Source organism: Tumebacillus permanentifrigoris, assembly GCF_003148565.1.
Taxonomy (GTDB): Bacteria; Bacillota; Bacilli; order Tumebacillales; family Tumebacillaceae; genus Tumebacillus; species Tumebacillus permanentifrigoris.
The window spans coordinates 363,938-381,677 of the sequence record NZ_QGGL01000001.1 but is presented as its reverse complement, the minus strand read 5'-3'; the positions used below and the strand labels follow the sequence as shown (position 1 = coordinate 381,677).

The window sequence follows — 17,740 nt, the reverse complement described above, 5'->3', positions numbered from 1 at the left end:
CGAGGCACCTACGCTCTTTTTTTGCCGAACTGGTAATAGAACAGGGTGGCGATGACGATCACGCCGACTGCGAGGAACAAAAAGATGTTGCTGTAGACCACGCCCTCGCCCTGCATCAGCAATGGATTCAGTTGAAGCGTGGGGCCAAAGTCCAAAACTTTGCCAATGATCGAGGTGGCCGTCGCTCCGGCGATGAAGTTGACCATCATCATCAAGCCCATCCCGACACCTGCATGTTGCTTGGAGAGTGTGCGCGAGATGAGGTTCGAGTTGGCAATCTGGATGAATGTCTGGCCGAGGTTGCCAAAAATCAGGAAGCACATGACGACCCACGGCGACAGGCCCGCGACGACAGACAGGAGACCGTAGGCGAGGAACAGCAGGGACAGCGCGATCGACCCGAGCGCGGTGTTCCCTTTTTCATCGGCCAATCGTCCGGCGCGTCGTGCCAGCAGCGCCGCGAGGATCGCGCCTGGGAACATGAAAAATCCGATGGTGGCAGGCGATACATGGTTGAGGGTGGTAAACATCATCGGGGTGAGGAACGGAATCCCGAAACTCAACCCGCTCGCTAGAAAGGAGATCACAATCCCCCATGTGTACTGGCGATTCTGGAACAGGGCGGGTTGGATGAACGGTTCGGCGGCGGTGCGAATGCGCAGGATGAACAGCACGAGCAACACGAGGCCGAGAATCAGGTCGAGCAGGGAGCCTTGGGTGATCGAGAGCAGGAGTGCGGCGATCGTCCCGCCGAGCAACGCGCCGCCCAAGAGGTCGGTTTTGGAGGCGGTGCCTTTTTCATCATCCAAGAATTTGCGGTAGAAGGGCAGGGTGATCAGCGAGAGGATCGAGAGCAGGAACAGAAACCGCCAACTGAACGTGCTCGTGACGAACCCGGCCACCACGGGGCCGATTGCCGTCCCTAGCGCCAAGCCGGAGGAGATGACGCCTAGAGCGCGACCGCGTTTCTCAGCGGGGAAGTAGCGCACGGGGATCAGCATCGCCGTCGCCGGGATGACCGAGGCGCCGGCTGCTTGCAACACGCGACCGACGATCAACATCCAGTAGTGCGTCGCCGCTAAACCAAGCGTGGAGCCGAGGGCGAAAAAGATCAGACCGAACGTCAGGAGGTCTTTTAAGCGATACTTGTCGGCTAATTTGCCAAATGTGACCGATCCGATCGCATAGACGACGATGTAGCCGGTCACCACCCAAGAGACTTGTGAGGCCGTCAGGGCGAATTCCTGCCGAATCGAGGGCAGGGCCACGTTGAACATCGTGGCATTCATCACGGAGATGATCAGCGTGAACACCAGCACCACGAGCAATTTCTCGCCGGTGTTCTCGCGACTGATACTTGCAGCTTGCATGAGGATACCCCTTCTCTCTTGAAACTGTGTGTTGAGGCTTGATCTGCGTACAGACCCTTGTTGGAACAAGTATGGGAGCGCTGCTTAGGAGGATTCCAAGTTTTTCACGATCTGATCCAACACGCGCAGGAAGACCTCCATCTCGGGCGGGTCGATCGACCGGGAAGCCTCTTGGATGTTTTGCATGGCTTGCGAGATCAGTCCCTTTTGCATGTCGCGGCCTGCTGCGGTCAAATAGATCAGATTGGCGCGGCGGTCGTCCGGGTGGAGGACGCGGTGTACGAGATTGCGCTTGATCATGTTGTCGACGAGGCGGGAGATGCTCGGTTGGTCCTTGTGCGTGGCACAGGCGAGTGCGTTCTGCGTCTGTCCGTCATGCGCCCAGAGTTGCATCAAAATCAACCATTGATCAACCGTCACCGGGTAGTCGTGCTCGCGAAACCGTTGATTGAGCCGATTGGTCATCAGCCGCGCTGCGTTGCTGAGTTTCGCACCGAGGGAGTTTTCTCCTTGATACTCATGGTAGTCCACCGAAATCCCCCTTCTTCTCAGGCTACCACCTAGCATACAAGTAGATAGTTGTTCATGCAAGTAGTTGCGGCAGGGCTTTCTATTCTTGTAATTTTCTTAATTTTCATATATCATGAAAATAATGTAAAACACAGGGAGGATGAGGTGAGTGACCCAGAGCACAGGACGGAAATCCAAGTGGCAGAGGCTGGTGGCAGTGGCGCTTGTAGGTCTAGCAATCTTGACTGTAAATGGGACAACGCATCAAGCAACAGCATCGGAGGGGAAGCAGGTGCCGAGGACGGTCAACAATGTGGATGTGAAAGCGTATCAAGCGATCAAGGACTTCACCACAGGCACGCGTGAAGGGACTGTGGCATCGAGCGCGGGACTGACGTTGGACAGTTCGGCGCTGCTCACGGGAACGGATACGACGGGCCGCTACAACAGTGGGGCTTATCTCTACGGACAATTCACCAGTGCGGAGATTCCGGTCAATTTCACGGAATCCATCGTCTCGATGGAAGCCAATACAGCGCCAGGGACATGGACGGAGGTGGAACTGAGCGCGCTCGTCGATGGGGTCTGGAGCAAGTGGTACAGCATGGGCGTGTGGTTGCAGCAGGATCTTCCGTTCAAGCGCCACTCCGTCAATGGACAAGGCGATCTCGTCGGAACGGTTGCGACCGACACCTTGGTTCTGAAAAAATCGGCAACGGCGGTGAAAGCTCGCGTTACGCTGTTCACGACCGATCCGACGAATACGCCAACGCTGCGAAGCTTAGGTCTGACGTTCTCGAACGGTATGGACACGGCCGGCACGGTGCCGAGCGCGGGTCTCGTGAGCGACCTGAATGTTCCGAAGCGCTCGCAGATGGTCTTCCCGAATGGCGGTGAAGTCTGGTGTTCCCCGACGTCTACCTCGATGGTGATGGCGTACTGGGCCACGGTCACTGGAAACGCGGCGCTCAACCAAACGGTGCCGACCGTGGTCAACGGCGTCTGGGATTACACCTACAATGGCGGCGGAAACTGGCCGTACAATACGAACTACGCGGCATCTTTTGACCTGCAAGCGAAAGTGGCGCGGATGAGCAGCCTCGCGGAGATTGAGCAATGGACGAAGGCGGGCGTTCCGGTGATTGTCAGCGTGGCGTATAAAAAAGGGCAGATGGACAACACGCCGATCCCGAGCACATCGGGGCATCTCTTGGTCGTGCGCGGGTTTGACGCGGCGGGCAACGTGCTGACCAACGACCCGGCGGCGGCCTCTGATGCGCAAGTGGGCATCACGTACAACCGCCTGCAATTCGAGCACGCGTGGCTCGACAAAGCCAACGGCACCACCTACCTGATGTACCCGCAAGGCTGGGCAGTCCCGGCAACGAACGGGCATTGGTAAGTCAAAAAACTCCTCCATGCAAGTGGGGGAGTTTTTTTTTTGCATAAAAGTGGTGCTCGGGGTCTGATCCTAGAGAGTGGGAAAAGGAATACTTAGGAGAAAGCCGAAATAGTGTTCTAGGTATGACAAGCGGATAGACACTGCAAAATTCTGGAGGAATCCATCTATGATAAAAGGCTTCGGTCTAGAGAATTTCAAGGCATTTCGAGATCCAGTCTTTCTAAACTTCAAGAAGATCAACGTCTTCGTCGGGCCGAACAGCTCGGGGAAATCGAGTTACATAAAAGGGTTGCTTGCGTTGCAGGAGACGCTGCGCACGCAAGAGGCGACTCCGGCGTTGCATCTATCGGAGCGGATCGGGGATTTCAGGAGCATCGTGTACGGGAAAAAACCGGATGGGAAGATTAAGATTTCGATGGAGTTTCGGGGAGGGAAAGGTTTTTCTCAATCGAACGAACGATTTGGTAACAGCGCGACTGATCCATACATAGAACTTATTGCTGAGTATTTGTACATGTTTTCAATTACACATTTCGCCACTAAATACGGAACGGAAAACCCAGCTCAGGAGATTAATGCAACCGGGCCAGTTATACCATTTTTAAATAACCCAGTTGTCGGGGTCGAAATTGTAGTAGGCGAAGAGGGCCCCAAAAAACCCAATCGCGTGGAAACTTTGGTGCTGAAGTTTAAAAGTCTAGACACGTGTAAAATTGCAAGGGGAATGAACGGGGTTGGGGTTTTTTTCAACGATAAATTAGAGATCTCGGACGCAACAAATTTTTTGGCTCCGTATAAGCTAATCTTCCGTCCAAACTTATCGAATATTGATAATCTAACTATAACAGAACGCAAGAAAATACTGCCTGCTTGGATTGGCTTAGCTATGCTTGAAAAACAAGTCGGGGAGTTTATCCAAAGCATCATCCACCTCGAACCCTTCCGAAATGAACCAAAGCGTTCTGAAATGGTGGCAAATTTCCAATTTGGCAGTGTAGGCTCCAAGGGAGAAGGCGTCCTGACGAATCTGATCGGCTTGCAGGAGACCGATGGCGAAGACACGCAACAGAAAACCCAATGGCGAGATGACATCAACCATTGGCTAAACGAATTCCACCTCGCCGAATCGGTCGACTTCACTGAACTCGGCAACAACAACTATTCCATGATGATCAAAAACAAGAACACGGGTATCCCCAGTAGTATTGTAGACGTAGGGGTTGGAACGTCTCAGTTGCTACCGATCATCGTAGAATCTGTCATCTCCCCCGCAGGCAGTCTCCTGCTCATCGAAGAACCAGAAACGCACATCCATCCAAATGCCCAATCCAAGCTGGGTGAACTCTTTGTAAAATGTAGTCAAAAGTATGAAAAGAGCTTCATCATCGAAACCCACAGCATGTACTTGGTGCGTCAGTTGCAAATTCTCGCGGCCAAGGGCGAACTCAAGCCCGAGGATGTCGGAATCTACTACTTCGAACAGAACCAAGACGGCACACACGTCAAAGACCTAGAGCTGATGGCGAACGGGCAATTCAAAGAGGAATTCCCCAAAGGCTTTTTCGATGTTCCACTCAGCCTCTCTCGAACTCTGATGGAGTTTATGTAAAAAGTATGAAATTGCACATCGTACTTGATCCAGCGTTTATCGTTGATCTATTCTTGCCTGCAACGGACCCAGAACGTATCCAACGCATCACTCGCATCCACCGTCATATCTTAGTTGGAAGCCGAGAGTTGCGCAAAGTATGGGATCGTCTGGTGGAGCAACCCCCATTTCGCGACAATGCATTTCTGCAAGAGGCGTTAGGCGATTGGTTTACCGACATCCTAACTAGCGCATCGAAATACCACTCTGTTACGGTCGATGAGCCTTCCAAAGTACAGGGAGAAGTGAATGCTTTCGAGAAAATACTCCTTGATACGGCCTACGCATCCCCCTCTAAAATCGTCGTCGCAGATATGAAATACGCCGTACGAGCAGCGAATCCTGAACTAACGTATGTTAGCAAGGATGCTTTTTCCAAGCCGGCTCCTCCGTCAATTACAATGTCACAGGTTCGAGACGTGTTGAAGGGAGAAAGCAATCTCAAGAAGGACTTGTTTGCTATTTTTGAAACTCCGATCCACTTACAGGTTTCGAAAAGCGATGATCCGGATGTACTTGCCCAGTACTTTGCCAATTTTTATGATCAAAAATTAGTCATTCAAGACAAATTCTTTATCGGAAATGAAAAGAACGAGGCGAATTTCAAGAAATACATCTTGCCTCACCTGAAGCCTGGATGTGACATTAAGATTCGTGCCATGATCAAGCAGAACGATCAAGCACAGCGCAAGAAGTGCAGTCTTACAAAACAAGCCTACGCAAAACAGAAAGATTTTAAGATCGATATTGATAGCATCGAAGAGACACGAGAAGACCTCCACGACGGATACATTGAATCCTCCGCGTATCGAATTGACATCCCTTATCGCATGTTTGTTTTTGGTGAAGGCGGGAAAACAACAGCTAACAGCATCAACATCCGTCGCAAATAAACAGCCTAAAAAGGGACTGTCCACCCAGACAGTCCCTTTTCCTTTGAGTCCTGCCCGAATTTGGTTTAGAATAGGCATTGTGAAGAAACAGACCAAGGGAGCGACGACAACGTGTCCAATCCGCATAACAACGAGCCTATACATACCGACTTCTCCAAGGATATGACCTACGGAGACTACCTCCACCTCGACAAGATCCTATCGGGTCAGCACCGTCTGTCTGAGCACCACGATGAGATGCTGTTCATCATCATCCACCAAGCCAGCGAACTCTGGATGAAGCTGATCCTGCACGAACTCGACGCCGCACGAACCTACATCCTACAAAACAACCTCGAACCCGCCTTCAAGATGCTCTCCCGCGTCTCGCGCATCCAGCAACAGTTGATCCAATCGTGGGATGTCCTGTCCACGCTGACCCCAGCCGAGTACATGGAGTTCCGCGAGTCCTTGGGCCGTTCCTCCGGCTTCCAGTCCTACCAGAACCGCATGATCGAGTTCATGTTCGGCCGCAAAAACGCCGCTGCGCTGTCGGTGTTCGAACACCAGCCTGAACTTCACCAACTCGTCCAAGGCGCGCTCCAAGAACGCAGTATCTATGATGCCGCCATTCTCTCGCTGTCCCAACACGGCCTCCCCATCGACGCTGTCTGTCTGGATCGCGACTGGTCACAGGACTACCAAGCCAATGAAAGCGTGACCAACGCATGGCTGACCGTCTACCGCAACGTCGATCAATACTGGGACCTCTACGAACTCGCCGAAAAACTCGTCGATGTCGACTCCCGCCAACAACAATGGCGCTTCAACCACATGATGACCGTCGAGCGCATCATCGGTTTCAAACACGGAACCGGCGGCTCCTCTGGCGTTGACTACCTGAGACGTGCGCTGGATCATCGCTTTTTCCCAGAACTCTGGAGCATCCGCACCCAACTGTAAGCAAAAAAAAGACCCACGCCAGCTGGCGTGGGTCTTTTCATTTGTCACTAAAAATTCAGACTGTTTGATATACTAGTCTAAGAAAAGGAGGGATTCCGTTTGCAACCGACAGTTCCTGTCACACGGAGTAAAAAAACGCGGCGCTTGTGGCCGAAGCGTCGTCTGTGGCGCGTCTTGGCAAGTCTAGGTCTCGTCGTGGTTTTGGCACTCGTCGCCACATCTGGCACTGGCTATTATCTTATGCAGAAAAGTCTTCCCGTCGTCGAGGGTCAACTGCAGTTGACCGGTCTGAGCGCCTCGGTCTCCGTATGGCGCGATGAGCACGGCGTGCCGCACATCGAGGCACAGAATGAACACGATCTCTACCTCGCCCAAGGCTTCGTCACCGCCCAAGACCGGATGTTCCAAATGGACCTCAGCCGCCGCCAAGCCTCTGGCGAACTGTCCGAAGTGGTCGGGGAGAAAGCGCTCAGTCGGGATAAATTCTTCCGAACGTTTGGTCTGCGCCGTGCGGCTGAGGCGAGTCTCAGCGCCTACTCTCCCGAGGCCAGATCAGCTCTCGATTGGTACGCCGAAGGAGTCAACGCCTACATCCAACAGGCCAAAGCCAACCACGCGCTGCCATTTGAATTCACGATCCTCGGCTATGAACCGCGCGATTGGCAGGCGCTGGACACGCTGACGATCGGCAAGTACATGGCGTTCGACCTCGGCGGACATTGGGAACAGCAGGTGTTCAACTACAGCCTCGCGCAAACCGTGTCTACGGAAAAAGCGCTCGACCTGTCTCCGTCCTACCCGGTCCACGCACCGACGATCATCCAAGCGATGAAGGACAATCCGCTCGACCTCCAGTCGCTTTTTGCGGAAGCGGTCAAGCCGAATCCGTTTAACGGGAGCAACAACTGGGTCGTCTCCGGTTCGAAGACCGCATCGGGCAAGCCGCTCCTCGCCAACGACCCGCATCTCTCGTTGAACACCCCGTCGATCTGGTACGAAACCAATTTGAAGACACCGACGATGAACGTTTCTGGTGTAATCTTTGCCGGTATCCCGGGTATCATCCTCGGACACAACGACAAAATCGCGTGGGGCGTGACCAACGTCGGACCGGACGTGCAGGATCTCTACATTGAGAAACGCAACCCGGCCAACCCGAACGAATTTGAATATCAAGGCAAGTGGGAACCTGCACAAGTGATCCACGAGGAGATCAAGATCAAGGGCAAGTCAGCCCTCGCCTACAACGTGACCATCACGCGTCACGGCCCGATCATCTCCGAATTCGCACACGACAATCATCCTGACACGGCGCTGGCGATGCGGTGGACGGCTCTACAGCCATCCACGGAACTCGAAGCGGTGCAACGGTTCGCCAAGGCCACGAACTGGGAGGAATTCAAGTCGGCGCTGACCTACTTCCAGACGCCGGCCCAGAACTTTGTGTTCGCCTCCCCAGACGGCACGATCGCCTACCGCGCCAACGGTCTGATCCCGATCCGACAAAAAGGCGACGCCTCCGCACCTGTACCCGGCTGGACGGGCGAGTACGAATGGCAAGGCTACATCCCGTGGGATCAACTGCCGACCACCGTCAATCCGCCCGCTGGCTTCATCGCCACCGCCAACAACAAAGTGGTGTCCGACTCGTACCCGTTCCACCTCTCCAACGTCTGGGCACAACCCTATCGCGAGCAACGCATCCACCAAGTGCTGTCGAGCGGCTCGAAACTTACGACAGACGATATGAAAAAACTCCAGTTCGACGCGACCAACCTGCAAGCGCAAGAGTTCGTGCCCCTGTTGCTTCAACAGCGCGAGGAGCCAGCTCTGCGTGACATCGACCGAAAAGCGCTGGACCTCTTGAGCGACTGGAAGTTCGAGGATCAGGTCAACCTCGGCGCACCGCTCGTCTTCAACCTGTGGGAGAGCGAACTGCCGAACGTCCTGTTCAAGCCGGATGTGTCGGATGAGATGTTCGATCTCTTTGAAGACAAGGCGAACACCGTCGATCAATTGCTACGCCACGCCGCCCAAGGCAGTCCGGGCCCGTGGGTTCAGGAAAAAGGCGGCCTGTCTGTCGTCGTCCGCACCGCATTGCAAAAAGCGGTCGACCGCGCCGTAGAAGTACAAGGCAACGACCCGAGCAAATGGCGTTGGGGCGACTACCACATGATCCCGTTCCACCACCCGTTGGCTTCCGTCAAACCGCTCAACCTGCTGTTCGACCCGGCCAAAACCGAGCTTCCGGGCTCCAAGACGACCGTCGAAGCCGCCGGTTGGAACACCAAAACAGGCGAAGTCGATCACGGTGCCGCTTGGCGTACAGTGGTCGATCTCGCAGACCTCAACCAAACGTTCAACGTGGTCGGCCCCGGGCAGTCCGGGAACCGACTCTCCCCGTGGTACGACGATCAGATTGTGGATTGGACGACCGGCGGGTATCACATCACCAGCACCGATCCCAAGCAATACAACCAGAATGGGCATCACCTGACATTGACGCCATGACACCTTGACGAAAAAAAGAGCCCCCTCGCAGGGGCTCTTTTTTCTACTTACGGGTTGACGACGTCGACATCGCTTTTTTTCAGGAAGGCGATGCGGTGGTTGAAGGTGATCGGGTAGTACTCATCGGCGCCCTTGACGACTTTGTACGTGGAGCGCTGGTTAAATAGCTTCGCGTAGAAGTAGTCGGACGGAATCGCACCTGCCGACACGTACACTTGTCCTGCCGGGATGCGGTACTGCAGGGCGTTGTTGACGACTTTCGGAATGCCTGCGCTGGCAAAGGCAGCCGCCTCAGGGTACGCACCTCCGTAGACGGGGATCGAGGTCATGCCGGCTTTCGGCGTGACGAGCGTTCCACTGCCTGGGACGGTGTGCTTGCTTTTCGGGTTGTAGAACCACGCTTTTTTCGCACCGTAGTAGATGGCGGTCCAGTCGCCGGAGGAATCTGCTTGGTAGAAGGTTTGGCCGAGCGTCACTTTGTCGCCCCAGTCGTTGATCTGGGTCGTGCCCGGAGATCCATCTGGATGCAGAGCCGGGTCGCTGATCAGCGGAGCGTCGAAGCTTGGCGCGGTGTACAGGTACAGCGCGTTGGCCGATTGCGGCTCCAGTACTTTGCTGCCGTAGTTCAGCACCGGTTGGTTTTGGGTGAAGTTGGCGTCGATCGTGATGATCTTGCTATCGCGTTTGCCGTTGCTCGGGTTGAAGGAGGCACCGAGCAGGGAAAAATAGTGAGACCAATCCCAGTACGCGCCCGGGTCCCAGTGCATGCCGCGCTGTGCCGTTTGGCTCAGACCGGGGAGGTCATCGTGTCCGAGGATGTGCTGTCTGTCCAGCGGGACGTTGTATTTGTCCGCGAGGTACTTCACCAGTTTCGCAGAGGCATGATACATCTGCTCGCTGTACCATTTGCCACCCTCTGCCGCAAAGCCGGAGTGCTCGATGCCGATCGAGTGCGAGTTGATGAACCAGTTGCCCGCGTGCCACGCGACATTTTCCGGGCGCACCATCTCGGTGACTTGGCCGTTGGCGGAGTTCACGACGTAGTGTGCGCTCACGGAGGAGTTGGATTGGAAGGTCTTGATCGCAGACTCATAGCTGCCTTCTACGTCATGGATGATGATGTAGCGGATGTCGAGGCCATCTGCCGGACGGTTCGCGAGGTCATAGTTGCCGTAGTTGGTCGCGCTGCTGGAAAATTGCTTGTAGGTCGCCGGCAGGAAGCGGCAAGCCAATCCGTTCGGGCAATCCGCGCCGGACTGGTCGGCGTTGCGCAGGTGCAAGGAGTTCGTGGTGGACTTGTCTGGTGTGACCGATTCGGCGGCGAGGACCGCGTGTTGACCGTTCGCGTTGGTGTGCTCCACGCCAGATTGGATCGTCGTGTATACGTCATCCGCAAATTCTGTGGCGACCTCTGCTTGGTCAGAGCCACTGTACTTGGCGACGGCTCCATACCAGTCGGCCGGGTTGTCGGAGAGTTGACCGACCGTCTCGCGCGCATACTGGGCGAGCAGGGCCGCGCCGCCACGGATGTTGGATTCGAGGTCTTGCTTGAGCTGGTCGGCGTCGACGCCGATCAATTGTGAGGCGTAGTCCAACGTGTGCAGGGTCGGGTCTTGGGCGAGTTCAGCGGTTTCGGTGTCTTCTTCCCCCGCTTTGCCTTGGTCTTCGAGATCGGAACTGGATTGGGTCAGGTGCATGACGCCATAACCGCCCGAGTGGCTAGGCTCGCTGCCATGTTGCTCCCAACGCGTTTCGTTGTAGGCGACCGACATCAGAACGTTTTGCGGAACTCCGAACTCGTGCGCCGCGTTTTCAAAGGCGGTTTGCAAGGTCGTGTCCAGCGTGCTCGTCTCGGCACGAGCTGGGGTGGAACTGGACGGTACAACCAACAGGCCCGTCATCAAAACGGCGATGGACGAAGCCCAGACGCGAGTGCGTCGGCGTTTGGTCATTGCGGTAGCCTCCCTGTTTCTCTAATTATTTTGAATTTCACTACACTTTACTAGTACGAGTTTTACATCGTGATTCCTGCCAAGGTATGGTACATTCTGAATAGTTCAGACAAAGGGGAGAGATGTCGCATGGTAAGGCTTGCCCAGATGCCAGGGAGTCGCTTGCAGAACTATCTCTGGTTCCAGCGTGACCCGCTGGGTTTTATCACGGCATCACGAGATTCTGGAGACATGGTGTCGCTGTACAACAGCAAACGCAGACCGACCTACATCATCCACCACCCGGAGCTGATTCAGCAGATCCTCGTCACCAAGGAGAGCAGCTTCGTCAAAGGGCGTTCCTCCGCGATCCTCCAGCGCACCGTCGGACAGGGCGTGCTGACCTCAGAGGGACAATCCCATGAGCGGCAAAAACGGACGATGATGTCCGCATTTACCAAACCCAATCTCGAAACCTACGCTCGCGATGTCGCCGCCTACACCCACACGATGATCGACGGATGGTCGAGCGGGCAGCAACTCTCCATCGCGCACGACATGATGTTGCTGACGCTGCGGATCATCTGCCAGACGATGCTCGGCGTCGACCTGCAAGCTGAGGCGGAAAAAATCGGCCGTTCCGTCGAGCAGTGCATCCAGTACAGCGCGGATCGCATCTACTCGCCGGTGCCGATTCCACTGGGATTGCCGACGCGGATGAACCGCACGTTCAAAGTCTCGCGCGCCGTGCTGGATCGGTTTGCCCAGCAGATGAAAGGCAATCGTGCGCCACTGCTCAGTCCCTTGCTGGCGAACGCGTGCCCGGACGAGGAGATGCGCGATCAGATCCTCACGATCCTGATCGCCGGGCATGAGACGACTGCGAATTTGCTGGGTTGGGTGTTCTATCTCGTGGCGCGACATCCAGAAGTCGGGGCGAAGTTGACGCAGGAAGTGACGGAGGTGGTTGGGGAGGAGGAGCTTACGTATGAGCATGTGGCGAAATTGCCATATGCGCAAGCGGTGATCCAAGAAACGCTCAGGCTGTACCCGCCCGCGTGGGCGATCCTGCGCGAGAACATCGAACCGGTGGAACTGTCGGGGCATCAGGTGGACGGGCATGGGACGTACATCATCTCGCCGTATGCGTTGCACCGCAACCCGGAGGTGTTTCCCGCGCCGGAGGAGTTCCAACCGGAGCGCTTTTTCCGACGCGAGCAAGAATGGCCGCGTTTTTCCTACCTGCCGTTCGGGGCGGGGTCGCGAGCGTGCATCGGCAGTCAGTATGCGATGATGGAAGCGACCCTGATCCTCGCCAGCATCTGGCGGCGCGGGGCCTTGCGACTGGCGGATGAGAGTTTCACAGCGGTGCCGGAACCTTCGATTTCCCTGCGGATCAAGGGCGGGTTGGAGATGATCTGGCATACGTAAAAAAGGGAGTCACCCCGGATGGGGGACTCCCTTTTTGGCGGCTTTCTTTTCTGCTCGTGTGCGTGTGACGTTGCGCCCGTAGCGAGTGGATCGAGCGGGATTTCCTGTGATGAACCGAACATCCAGCAAGTGTGAGAGTCGAACGAGAAGTGGGAGTCTGCTTATTCTCTGGAAAGTTTTTCAGTCAATCATCTTGACGAATCTTCTTGAGGGTTATATATTGTTCATAAGAACTTCATGAGAACATTTAAAAGCTTGTCTAATTTTGGACTAGATCAATATACTTTGGGGGTAATTGTAAATGAAACTCGAAAAGGTTACGTTGCATTTTGATATGTCGGATTCTAAAACCTCGACCCAAGACCTTCGAGCGCTGTTGGAATACCTCTCTGGAGAGGTAGAAAGCGTAGACGTTGAGATTGAGGAATCCAATGAACAGGCAGTAAAAGCTGAATACTATGAGCAAAATGGCGTGGTGGATTCCAAACAGGTTAGATTGTTGAAAGAACTGCAAGCAGGCTTAACGGAACGACAAGCTCCCGTCTTCGATTATTTCATCAAAAACCCGGGCATCCACTCGGCCGAAGAGTTGAAACGGGCATTTCCTGACCTGAGAGGACTTGGGAAGTTACCAGGGGTATTTAGAGCCAAACACCGCTATGTTGCTCTAGGAGGAAACGAGTTTGGTTGTCCCTTTGTTCAAGTATCTTGGAACCACGAATTAGGATGCGGGAACTACCGTGGACTCAGTAAAGCCGAGGCAAAGGCTCTACTTTAAGGTAAGTGTCCCACTAAGCCTTGCAGTGAAGAACACGGAAGAGGAGAGATCTTGAAATGTCGTCATTGGAAAACCTTTTAGCAAAGCTCTTTACCATGACAGAAGTTGATCGGAACCATTCTGCTAGGCAACTTCAGACGATTCTGTCCAATAACGATCTGGCGGGCTTTATCCACTTGTTGACTACAGAGGAAACTACACCACTCGATCCGGATAATACTCCTACACGATCAGAATTTATTGACGTTTTGAAAAAGGTGCTCACTCTACAGAATGAGCTAGACCCGAGAGACAATCGAGTGATTCGATCTAGAAAGGATACACTTGGCCGTATTGATACGTATCTGACGGCCGCGAACAAAAGGGTACCTACATATGTAGGATCGGATAACCGCATCGGGTACCTACCATATTTTACAAAAAACCAGATTGTGATGGTAAACTTTTCAGGCCTTGGAGCTGAGCTAAAAGGGAAGCACCCTGCTATTGTTTGGGAATCTGATACCTATCAGGATACCTTCACGGTCATACCTCTAAGCAGCTACAAGCCAAATAAGCACTCTGATTCGGCTACCTGTTTTGTGCTGGGTGTGGGGCTCCTGTACGGAATGAATCCACCAACAGGTAATCCGAGCGGCGAATTGACCAATGTTTCAGTTGCGGACCTCAGACAGCTAACAACGGTCAGCCATAAACGACTGAAGAAAGAGACCTTTCACAATGCGACCTCGAATCACGAGGAGTATGCGTTTCTAAGTGCTGAACAGTCGCAGCGTGTCAAGGAAGGTCTTCAAGCTTTTTTATTTCAAGAACCGACCTTATATGAGGCAGAAATTCAGAACTATCCGAACCGTATCCCTGTATTGTTGAACTCTAACGTTCAGTATCAACATATGTATCGTGTCTACAAGAAAGATCCAAGTAGCACGGAGGATAGGCTGATCTACACAGTCGAAGGTGATACAACGCTTTATTCAATTGAGAGAAAGCTTCCTCAATCTCAATTTAGCACAGAGGATATTGAGAAATCAGTTCAGAGATGGCTACACTCAAAGGCACACGTACAGGCTCGACGTAGTGCTGATGATGTTCGATTATTCAACTACGGCAAGCTTCAAAGTATGGCTCAAACCGTTCAACAGCCCTCACAAGTTGGAGCAAGAGCAAATTGATGACTGGAGTTGCTCAGGTTTCTGAATGCGCCCTTGACATGATCAGGAATCGGACATAAAATGAAAACACGATCCGCTCCTAAGGAGCGTAGCAACGCTACATATTTGTCCCAAGGCGGACAAGTGAACCTCACCTGGCCAGGTGAGGTTTTTTGCTTATCTGATTAGTAGTGGTGAGGGCAAAAATGCAAACTGTCTCCGCATTGATCGCATGTTAGCTCACGTTTATTGCCCAAATCTTGAACGGTTGCAAGGGAAGATGCACGACTCATTGCAGCAAGAATCAAGACGATTTCTCTAGACTTGCTACATTCCTCGTTGATGCAATAGCCCAGAATTTCGCTTTGCTTTTTCAAGACCTGTCACCTCCAAAATGCTACCTGTGGCTTGCGATAAGATATGTCATGTAGTCAGTGCCTGACAATAGTCTCGCCACGAGACAAACAATTTAGTGGTGGGGACAACTGTTCACGTCTACCGCAACAGCGAAAAAGCCACCGAAATCTAGATTTCGGTGGCTTTTTTATCGACTCGCGATGTACATCCCTTCAATAATATCCTCGATCTTCGGGGTCAGCACTTGGATGTCCCGCACTTCGCCACAGGCGCCGAGCGCGTCGATCAACGGCATCGGTGATGTGACTTGCTTGTCAAAAGACAACCGGGCCACCCGACGCTCCGGGTCGTACTGGGTGCCAGCTGGCAACAACAACTCTTGCACATCCCCGTGAAACTCCACCTCTAACACGCTCGGCAGTGGGTACGTCGCCCGGAGTTCCTCCAGCGTGCCGTCGTATACTTTTTTCCCGTGGTTGATGATGATCAATTGCTTGCACAACTGCTCGATGTCGTCCATGTCGTGCGTGGTCAGCAGGATCGTTTTCTGCTCCCGCTCGTTGAGATCTCGCAAAAAACCCCTGATCCGGTTCTTGGCCGTCACGTCCAGTCCAATCGTCGGCTCGTCGAGGAACAGCACATCCGGGTCGTGCAACAGCGCCGCACAGAGGTCGGCGCGCATCCGCTGGCCTAGCGAGAGTTTGCGCACCGGGGTATCGAGGAATTCATGCAGCCCGAGCAGTTCGGCGTAGACACCCATCGCTTTGTCATAGTCCGCAGCCTGCACGTTGTACATCGCGGCCAGCAACTCAAACGAATCCCGCGTCGGCAAGTCCCACCACAACTGTGTGCGCTGGCCGAACACGACGCCGATTTTGCGCGCGACTTCCTTGCGCTGGTTCTGCGGACTCATGCCCCCGACTTCGACCCGTCCCTCGTCTGGATGCAGGATGCCGGTCAGCATCTTGATCGTCGTCGACTTGCCCGCACCGTTGGGGCCGATGTAGCCGACGAAGCCACCTTTGGGAATCTCGAAGGACATCTCCTGCACCGCGGGCACTTTTTGCATCCGTCCCGCGACGAACGTGCGCAAGGTGGCGAAGCGGCCGCTTTTGCGCTCCGTAACGTGGTAGTACTTGGTCAAACCCTCTGCTCGAATCATGGAAAAACCCCCTTTAGCTGCCCGTACTGTGATAATGCTTGATGCCAAACTTCCAAAACCGCAGCGCAAGCCCAGCCACCACGAAGGCGATCAGCGGCGAGACCAGCAGATACCATAACGCTCCGCCCTTGTCGAACAGGTAGAGCGACGGGACATAGGCGATGAAGGCCACCGGGATCAGCGTGAACAGCACCCCGCGCAACCAGCCCGGATAGATGTGCATCGGGTAGCTCGCCGCATTGAGCGGCCCATAGTGTGTGAAGGCGAGCAGTTCGTTAATTTTCACCGTCCAAAACCCAATCGTCGCCGTCGCCAGCCCCAGCGAGAACACGATCAACGCACCGGAGAGGATCGAGACGGGCAGATAGAGCAGCGCAGCCCAGATCGACGCCCCCTGCTCATGCAAGCCCCACAGGGCGAACATGAGCATCAGGACCCCTTGGAGGAACCCGCCGATCTGGTTCCAGTTGATGCCGCGCGAGAACAGCAGCACCAGCGGGGAGACCGGGCGGGTCAGCAATTGGTCAAACTCCCCGTTCTTCGTGTACTTTTCAAAGGAATGAATCTCGTTGGCGAACACGCGATACAGCGAGCGCACCAAGGAGGCGATCGAAAACAGATAGCCGACTTCGTACAGATCCCAGCCGCCGACGGTGTCAAACTTCAACAGGATCGCCGCGACGAGCAGGAAGTCGAGCGCTTGCATGATCATGAACATCACGACCTCAAAAGCAAACGCCAGCTTGTACTGCAGCTGGGACTTGAGGCTTGCTTTTACCAACTTCCAATAGAGTGCCAACCGCTTACCCTCCTTGCACTTCGAGCTTGCGTCGTGCTGCCTGTGTCACCCGTAGCGCGACGATTGTCAGCGCTACACACCAAAAAAGCGGCACCAACACCCCAAGCAGCGTCGGACGTCCCAACAGCACCATCGCCGGGTAGTAGTTCATCCCTGCAAACGGGGAAACCAGACTCAGGGGTGCCAAAAAACCAGGCAGGATCGGCAGCGGAACGAGAAAGCCAGAGAACGTATTGATCAATGTGTACATGACGAGGAACGCCCAACGGGTCGAGTTCGTCCAAAACGCCACCACTCCGACAAAATAATTGCTGAGAAAACCGAGATATGCGCTGAACAGCAAGGAGAGCACCAAGAGAGGAAGGTTCGCCATGTCAAAGCTGGGGAAACCGACGAAGAGCGAGAGAATGAGGTAGACGGGGATGCTACGGAAAAGGAAATTGTACGCATGATACCCAAACCCATGTGCCAGATAGTAGCCGTAGAAACTCACCGGACGCATCATCTGCAACGAGATCGACCCGGTTCGGACACTTTCTTCAATCTCGAATCCACGCGGCAACGCCATGAACGAGAGGAAAAAGATCCCTTGCACAAACGCCATATACCAGCCCATCTCGTCTTGGCCAAACCCCAGCACGTGACGTTCAGGGCCCAGCGTTCCTTGCCAGATGGCGATGTACATGAAGCCAAACACCAGACTCCCTAAATTGTTCGCCATCGCGGCCATCCGGTACTGAAAATTGCGTACATACGTCTTGCGAAACAACATCAGATAGAACTGCACGCCCGATAGAACCTCCTCTCAAACAGACAGAAATTCATAATAGCATGACATGGAGGAAATTGGAATGC

Annotated in this window: 15 protein-coding genes; 8 read left to right on the top strand and 7 right to left on the bottom strand. The window is 54.2% G+C overall.

Annotation, left to right across the window (positions count from 1 at the left end; all coding sequences use genetic code 11):
• Positions 1-8: 8 nt before the first annotated feature.
• Together C7459_RS01685 and C7459_RS01680 are read right to left on the bottom strand one after the other, a co-directional pair.
• The gene (locus C7459_RS01685; RefSeq protein WP_109685610.1) at positions 9-1,370 is read right to left on the bottom strand and encodes an MFS transporter; all 1,362 of its coding nucleotides are present in this window, start codon (positions 1,368-1,370) and stop codon (positions 9-11) included.
• An 84-nt stretch (positions 1,371-1,454) separates the two neighbouring features.
• Positions 1,455-1,901 carry a MarR family winged helix-turn-helix transcriptional regulator gene (locus C7459_RS01680; RefSeq protein ID WP_109685608.1) on the bottom strand — a complete coding sequence of 149 codons (447 nt, stop codon included), beginning with the start codon at positions 1,899-1,901 and terminating at the stop codon, positions 1,455-1,457.
• A gap of 148 nt (positions 1,902-2,049) precedes the next feature.
• Between C7459_RS01680 and C7459_RS01675 the strand changes: the two genes are divergently transcribed.
• From C7459_RS01675 to C7459_RS01655, 5 genes are all read left to right on the top strand, one after another.
• Positions 2,050-3,282 (top strand): C39 family peptidase, encoded by a 1,233-nt coding sequence (locus tag C7459_RS01675; protein ID WP_146200921.1) that lies wholly within the window; start codon positions 2,050-2,052, stop codon positions 3,280-3,282.
• A 166-nt stretch (positions 3,283-3,448) separates the two neighbouring features.
• Positions 3,449-4,891: an AAA family ATPase gene (locus C7459_RS01670; protein ID WP_109685604.1), complete on the top strand. Its 1,443-nt coding sequence runs from the start codon at positions 3,449-3,451 to the stop codon at positions 4,889-4,891.
• A gap of 5 nt (positions 4,892-4,896) precedes the next feature.
• Positions 4,897-5,823, top strand: coding sequence for a hypothetical protein (locus C7459_RS01665; protein ID WP_109685602.1), 927 nt, complete (start codon positions 4,897-4,899; stop codon positions 5,821-5,823).
• Positions 5,824-5,934: 111 nt separating this feature from the next.
• On the top strand, positions 5,935-6,765 hold the full coding sequence (kynA, locus tag C7459_RS01660) for a tryptophan 2,3-dioxygenase (RefSeq protein WP_281272717.1): 831 nt from the start codon (positions 5,935-5,937) through the stop codon (positions 6,763-6,765).
• A 99-nt stretch (positions 6,766-6,864) separates the two neighbouring features.
• Positions 6,865-9,276, top strand: coding sequence for a penicillin acylase family protein (locus C7459_RS01655; protein WP_245884359.1), 2,412 nt, complete (start codon positions 6,865-6,867; stop codon positions 9,274-9,276).
• A gap of 47 nt (positions 9,277-9,323) precedes the next feature.
• Here the strand turns inward: C7459_RS01655 and C7459_RS01650 are convergent, their stop codons facing one another.
• Positions 9,324-11,228, bottom strand: coding sequence for a peptidoglycan recognition protein family protein (locus C7459_RS01650; protein WP_109685600.1), 1,905 nt, complete (start codon positions 11,226-11,228; stop codon positions 9,324-9,326).
• Between the two features lie 129 nt (positions 11,229-11,357).
• On the opposite strand from C7459_RS01650, the gene C7459_RS01645 reads away from it, so the two are divergent.
• From C7459_RS01645 to C7459_RS01635, 3 genes are all read left to right on the top strand, one after another.
• Positions 11,358-12,638 (top strand): cytochrome P450, encoded by a 1,281-nt coding sequence (locus C7459_RS01645; protein ID WP_109685597.1) that lies wholly within the window; start codon positions 11,358-11,360, stop codon positions 12,636-12,638.
• A 301-nt stretch (positions 12,639-12,939) separates the two neighbouring features.
• Positions 12,940-13,416 carry a hypothetical protein gene (locus C7459_RS01640; RefSeq protein WP_109685595.1) on the top strand — a complete coding sequence of 159 codons (477 nt, stop codon included), beginning with the start codon at positions 12,940-12,942 and terminating at the stop codon, positions 13,414-13,416.
• Between the two features lie 56 nt (positions 13,417-13,472).
• A complete protein-coding gene (locus tag C7459_RS01635) occupies positions 13,473-14,588 on the top strand; it encodes a type II toxin-antitoxin system PemK/MazF family toxin (protein WP_109685593.1) in 1,116 nt (371 codons plus the stop codon).
• Between the two features lie 164 nt (positions 14,589-14,752).
• On the opposite strand, the gene C7459_RS22910 is transcribed toward C7459_RS01635, so the two are convergent.
• The 4 genes from C7459_RS22910 to C7459_RS01620 all read right to left on the bottom strand — a co-directional run bounded on the left by C7459_RS22910 (position 14,753) and on the right by C7459_RS01620 (position 17,672).
• Positions 14,753-14,944 carry a hypothetical protein gene (locus C7459_RS22910; RefSeq protein ID WP_146200920.1) on the bottom strand — a complete coding sequence of 64 codons (192 nt, stop codon included), beginning with the start codon at positions 14,942-14,944 and terminating at the stop codon, positions 14,753-14,755.
• 167 nt (positions 14,945-15,111) lie between these two features.
• A complete protein-coding gene (locus C7459_RS01630; RefSeq protein ID WP_109685591.1) occupies positions 15,112-16,086 on the bottom strand; it encodes an ABC transporter ATP-binding protein in 975 nt (324 codons plus the stop codon).
• Between the two features lie 13 nt (positions 16,087-16,099).
• Positions 16,100-16,885, bottom strand: a complete 786-nt coding sequence (locus tag C7459_RS01625) for an ABC transporter permease (protein WP_109685589.1) — start codon at positions 16,883-16,885, stop codon at positions 16,100-16,102.
• Between the two features lie 4 nt (positions 16,886-16,889).
• A complete protein-coding gene (locus C7459_RS01620; protein ID WP_109685587.1) occupies positions 16,890-17,672 on the bottom strand; it encodes an ABC transporter permease in 783 nt (260 codons plus the stop codon).
• Between the last annotated feature and the right edge of the window lie 68 nt (positions 17,673-17,740).

Coding starts and splice junctions, on each gene's coding strand:
- C7459_RS01685 (WP_109685610.1), bottom strand. CDS start 1,370: ATGCAAGCTGCAAGTATCAGTCGCGAGAACACCGGCGAGAAATTGCTC.
- C7459_RS01670 (WP_109685604.1), top strand. CDS start 3,449: ATGATAAAAGGCTTCGGTCTAGAGAATTTCAAGGCATTTCGAGATCCA.
- C7459_RS01665 (WP_109685602.1), top strand. CDS start 4,897: ATGAAATTGCACATCGTACTTGATCCAGCGTTTATCGTTGATCTATTC.
- C7459_RS01650 (WP_109685600.1), bottom strand. CDS start 11,228: ATGACCAAACGCCGACGCACTCGCGTCTGGGCTTCGTCCATCGCCGTT.
- C7459_RS01645 (WP_109685597.1), top strand. CDS start 11,358: ATGGTAAGGCTTGCCCAGATGCCAGGGAGTCGCTTGCAGAACTATCTC.
- C7459_RS01640 (WP_109685595.1), top strand. CDS start 12,940: ATGAAACTCGAAAAGGTTACGTTGCATTTTGATATGTCGGATTCTAAA.
- C7459_RS01635 (WP_109685593.1), top strand. CDS start 13,473: ATGTCGTCATTGGAAAACCTTTTAGCAAAGCTCTTTACCATGACAGAA.
- C7459_RS01630 (WP_109685591.1), bottom strand. CDS start 16,086: ATGATTCGAGCAGAGGGTTTGACCAAGTACTACCACGTTACGGAGCGC.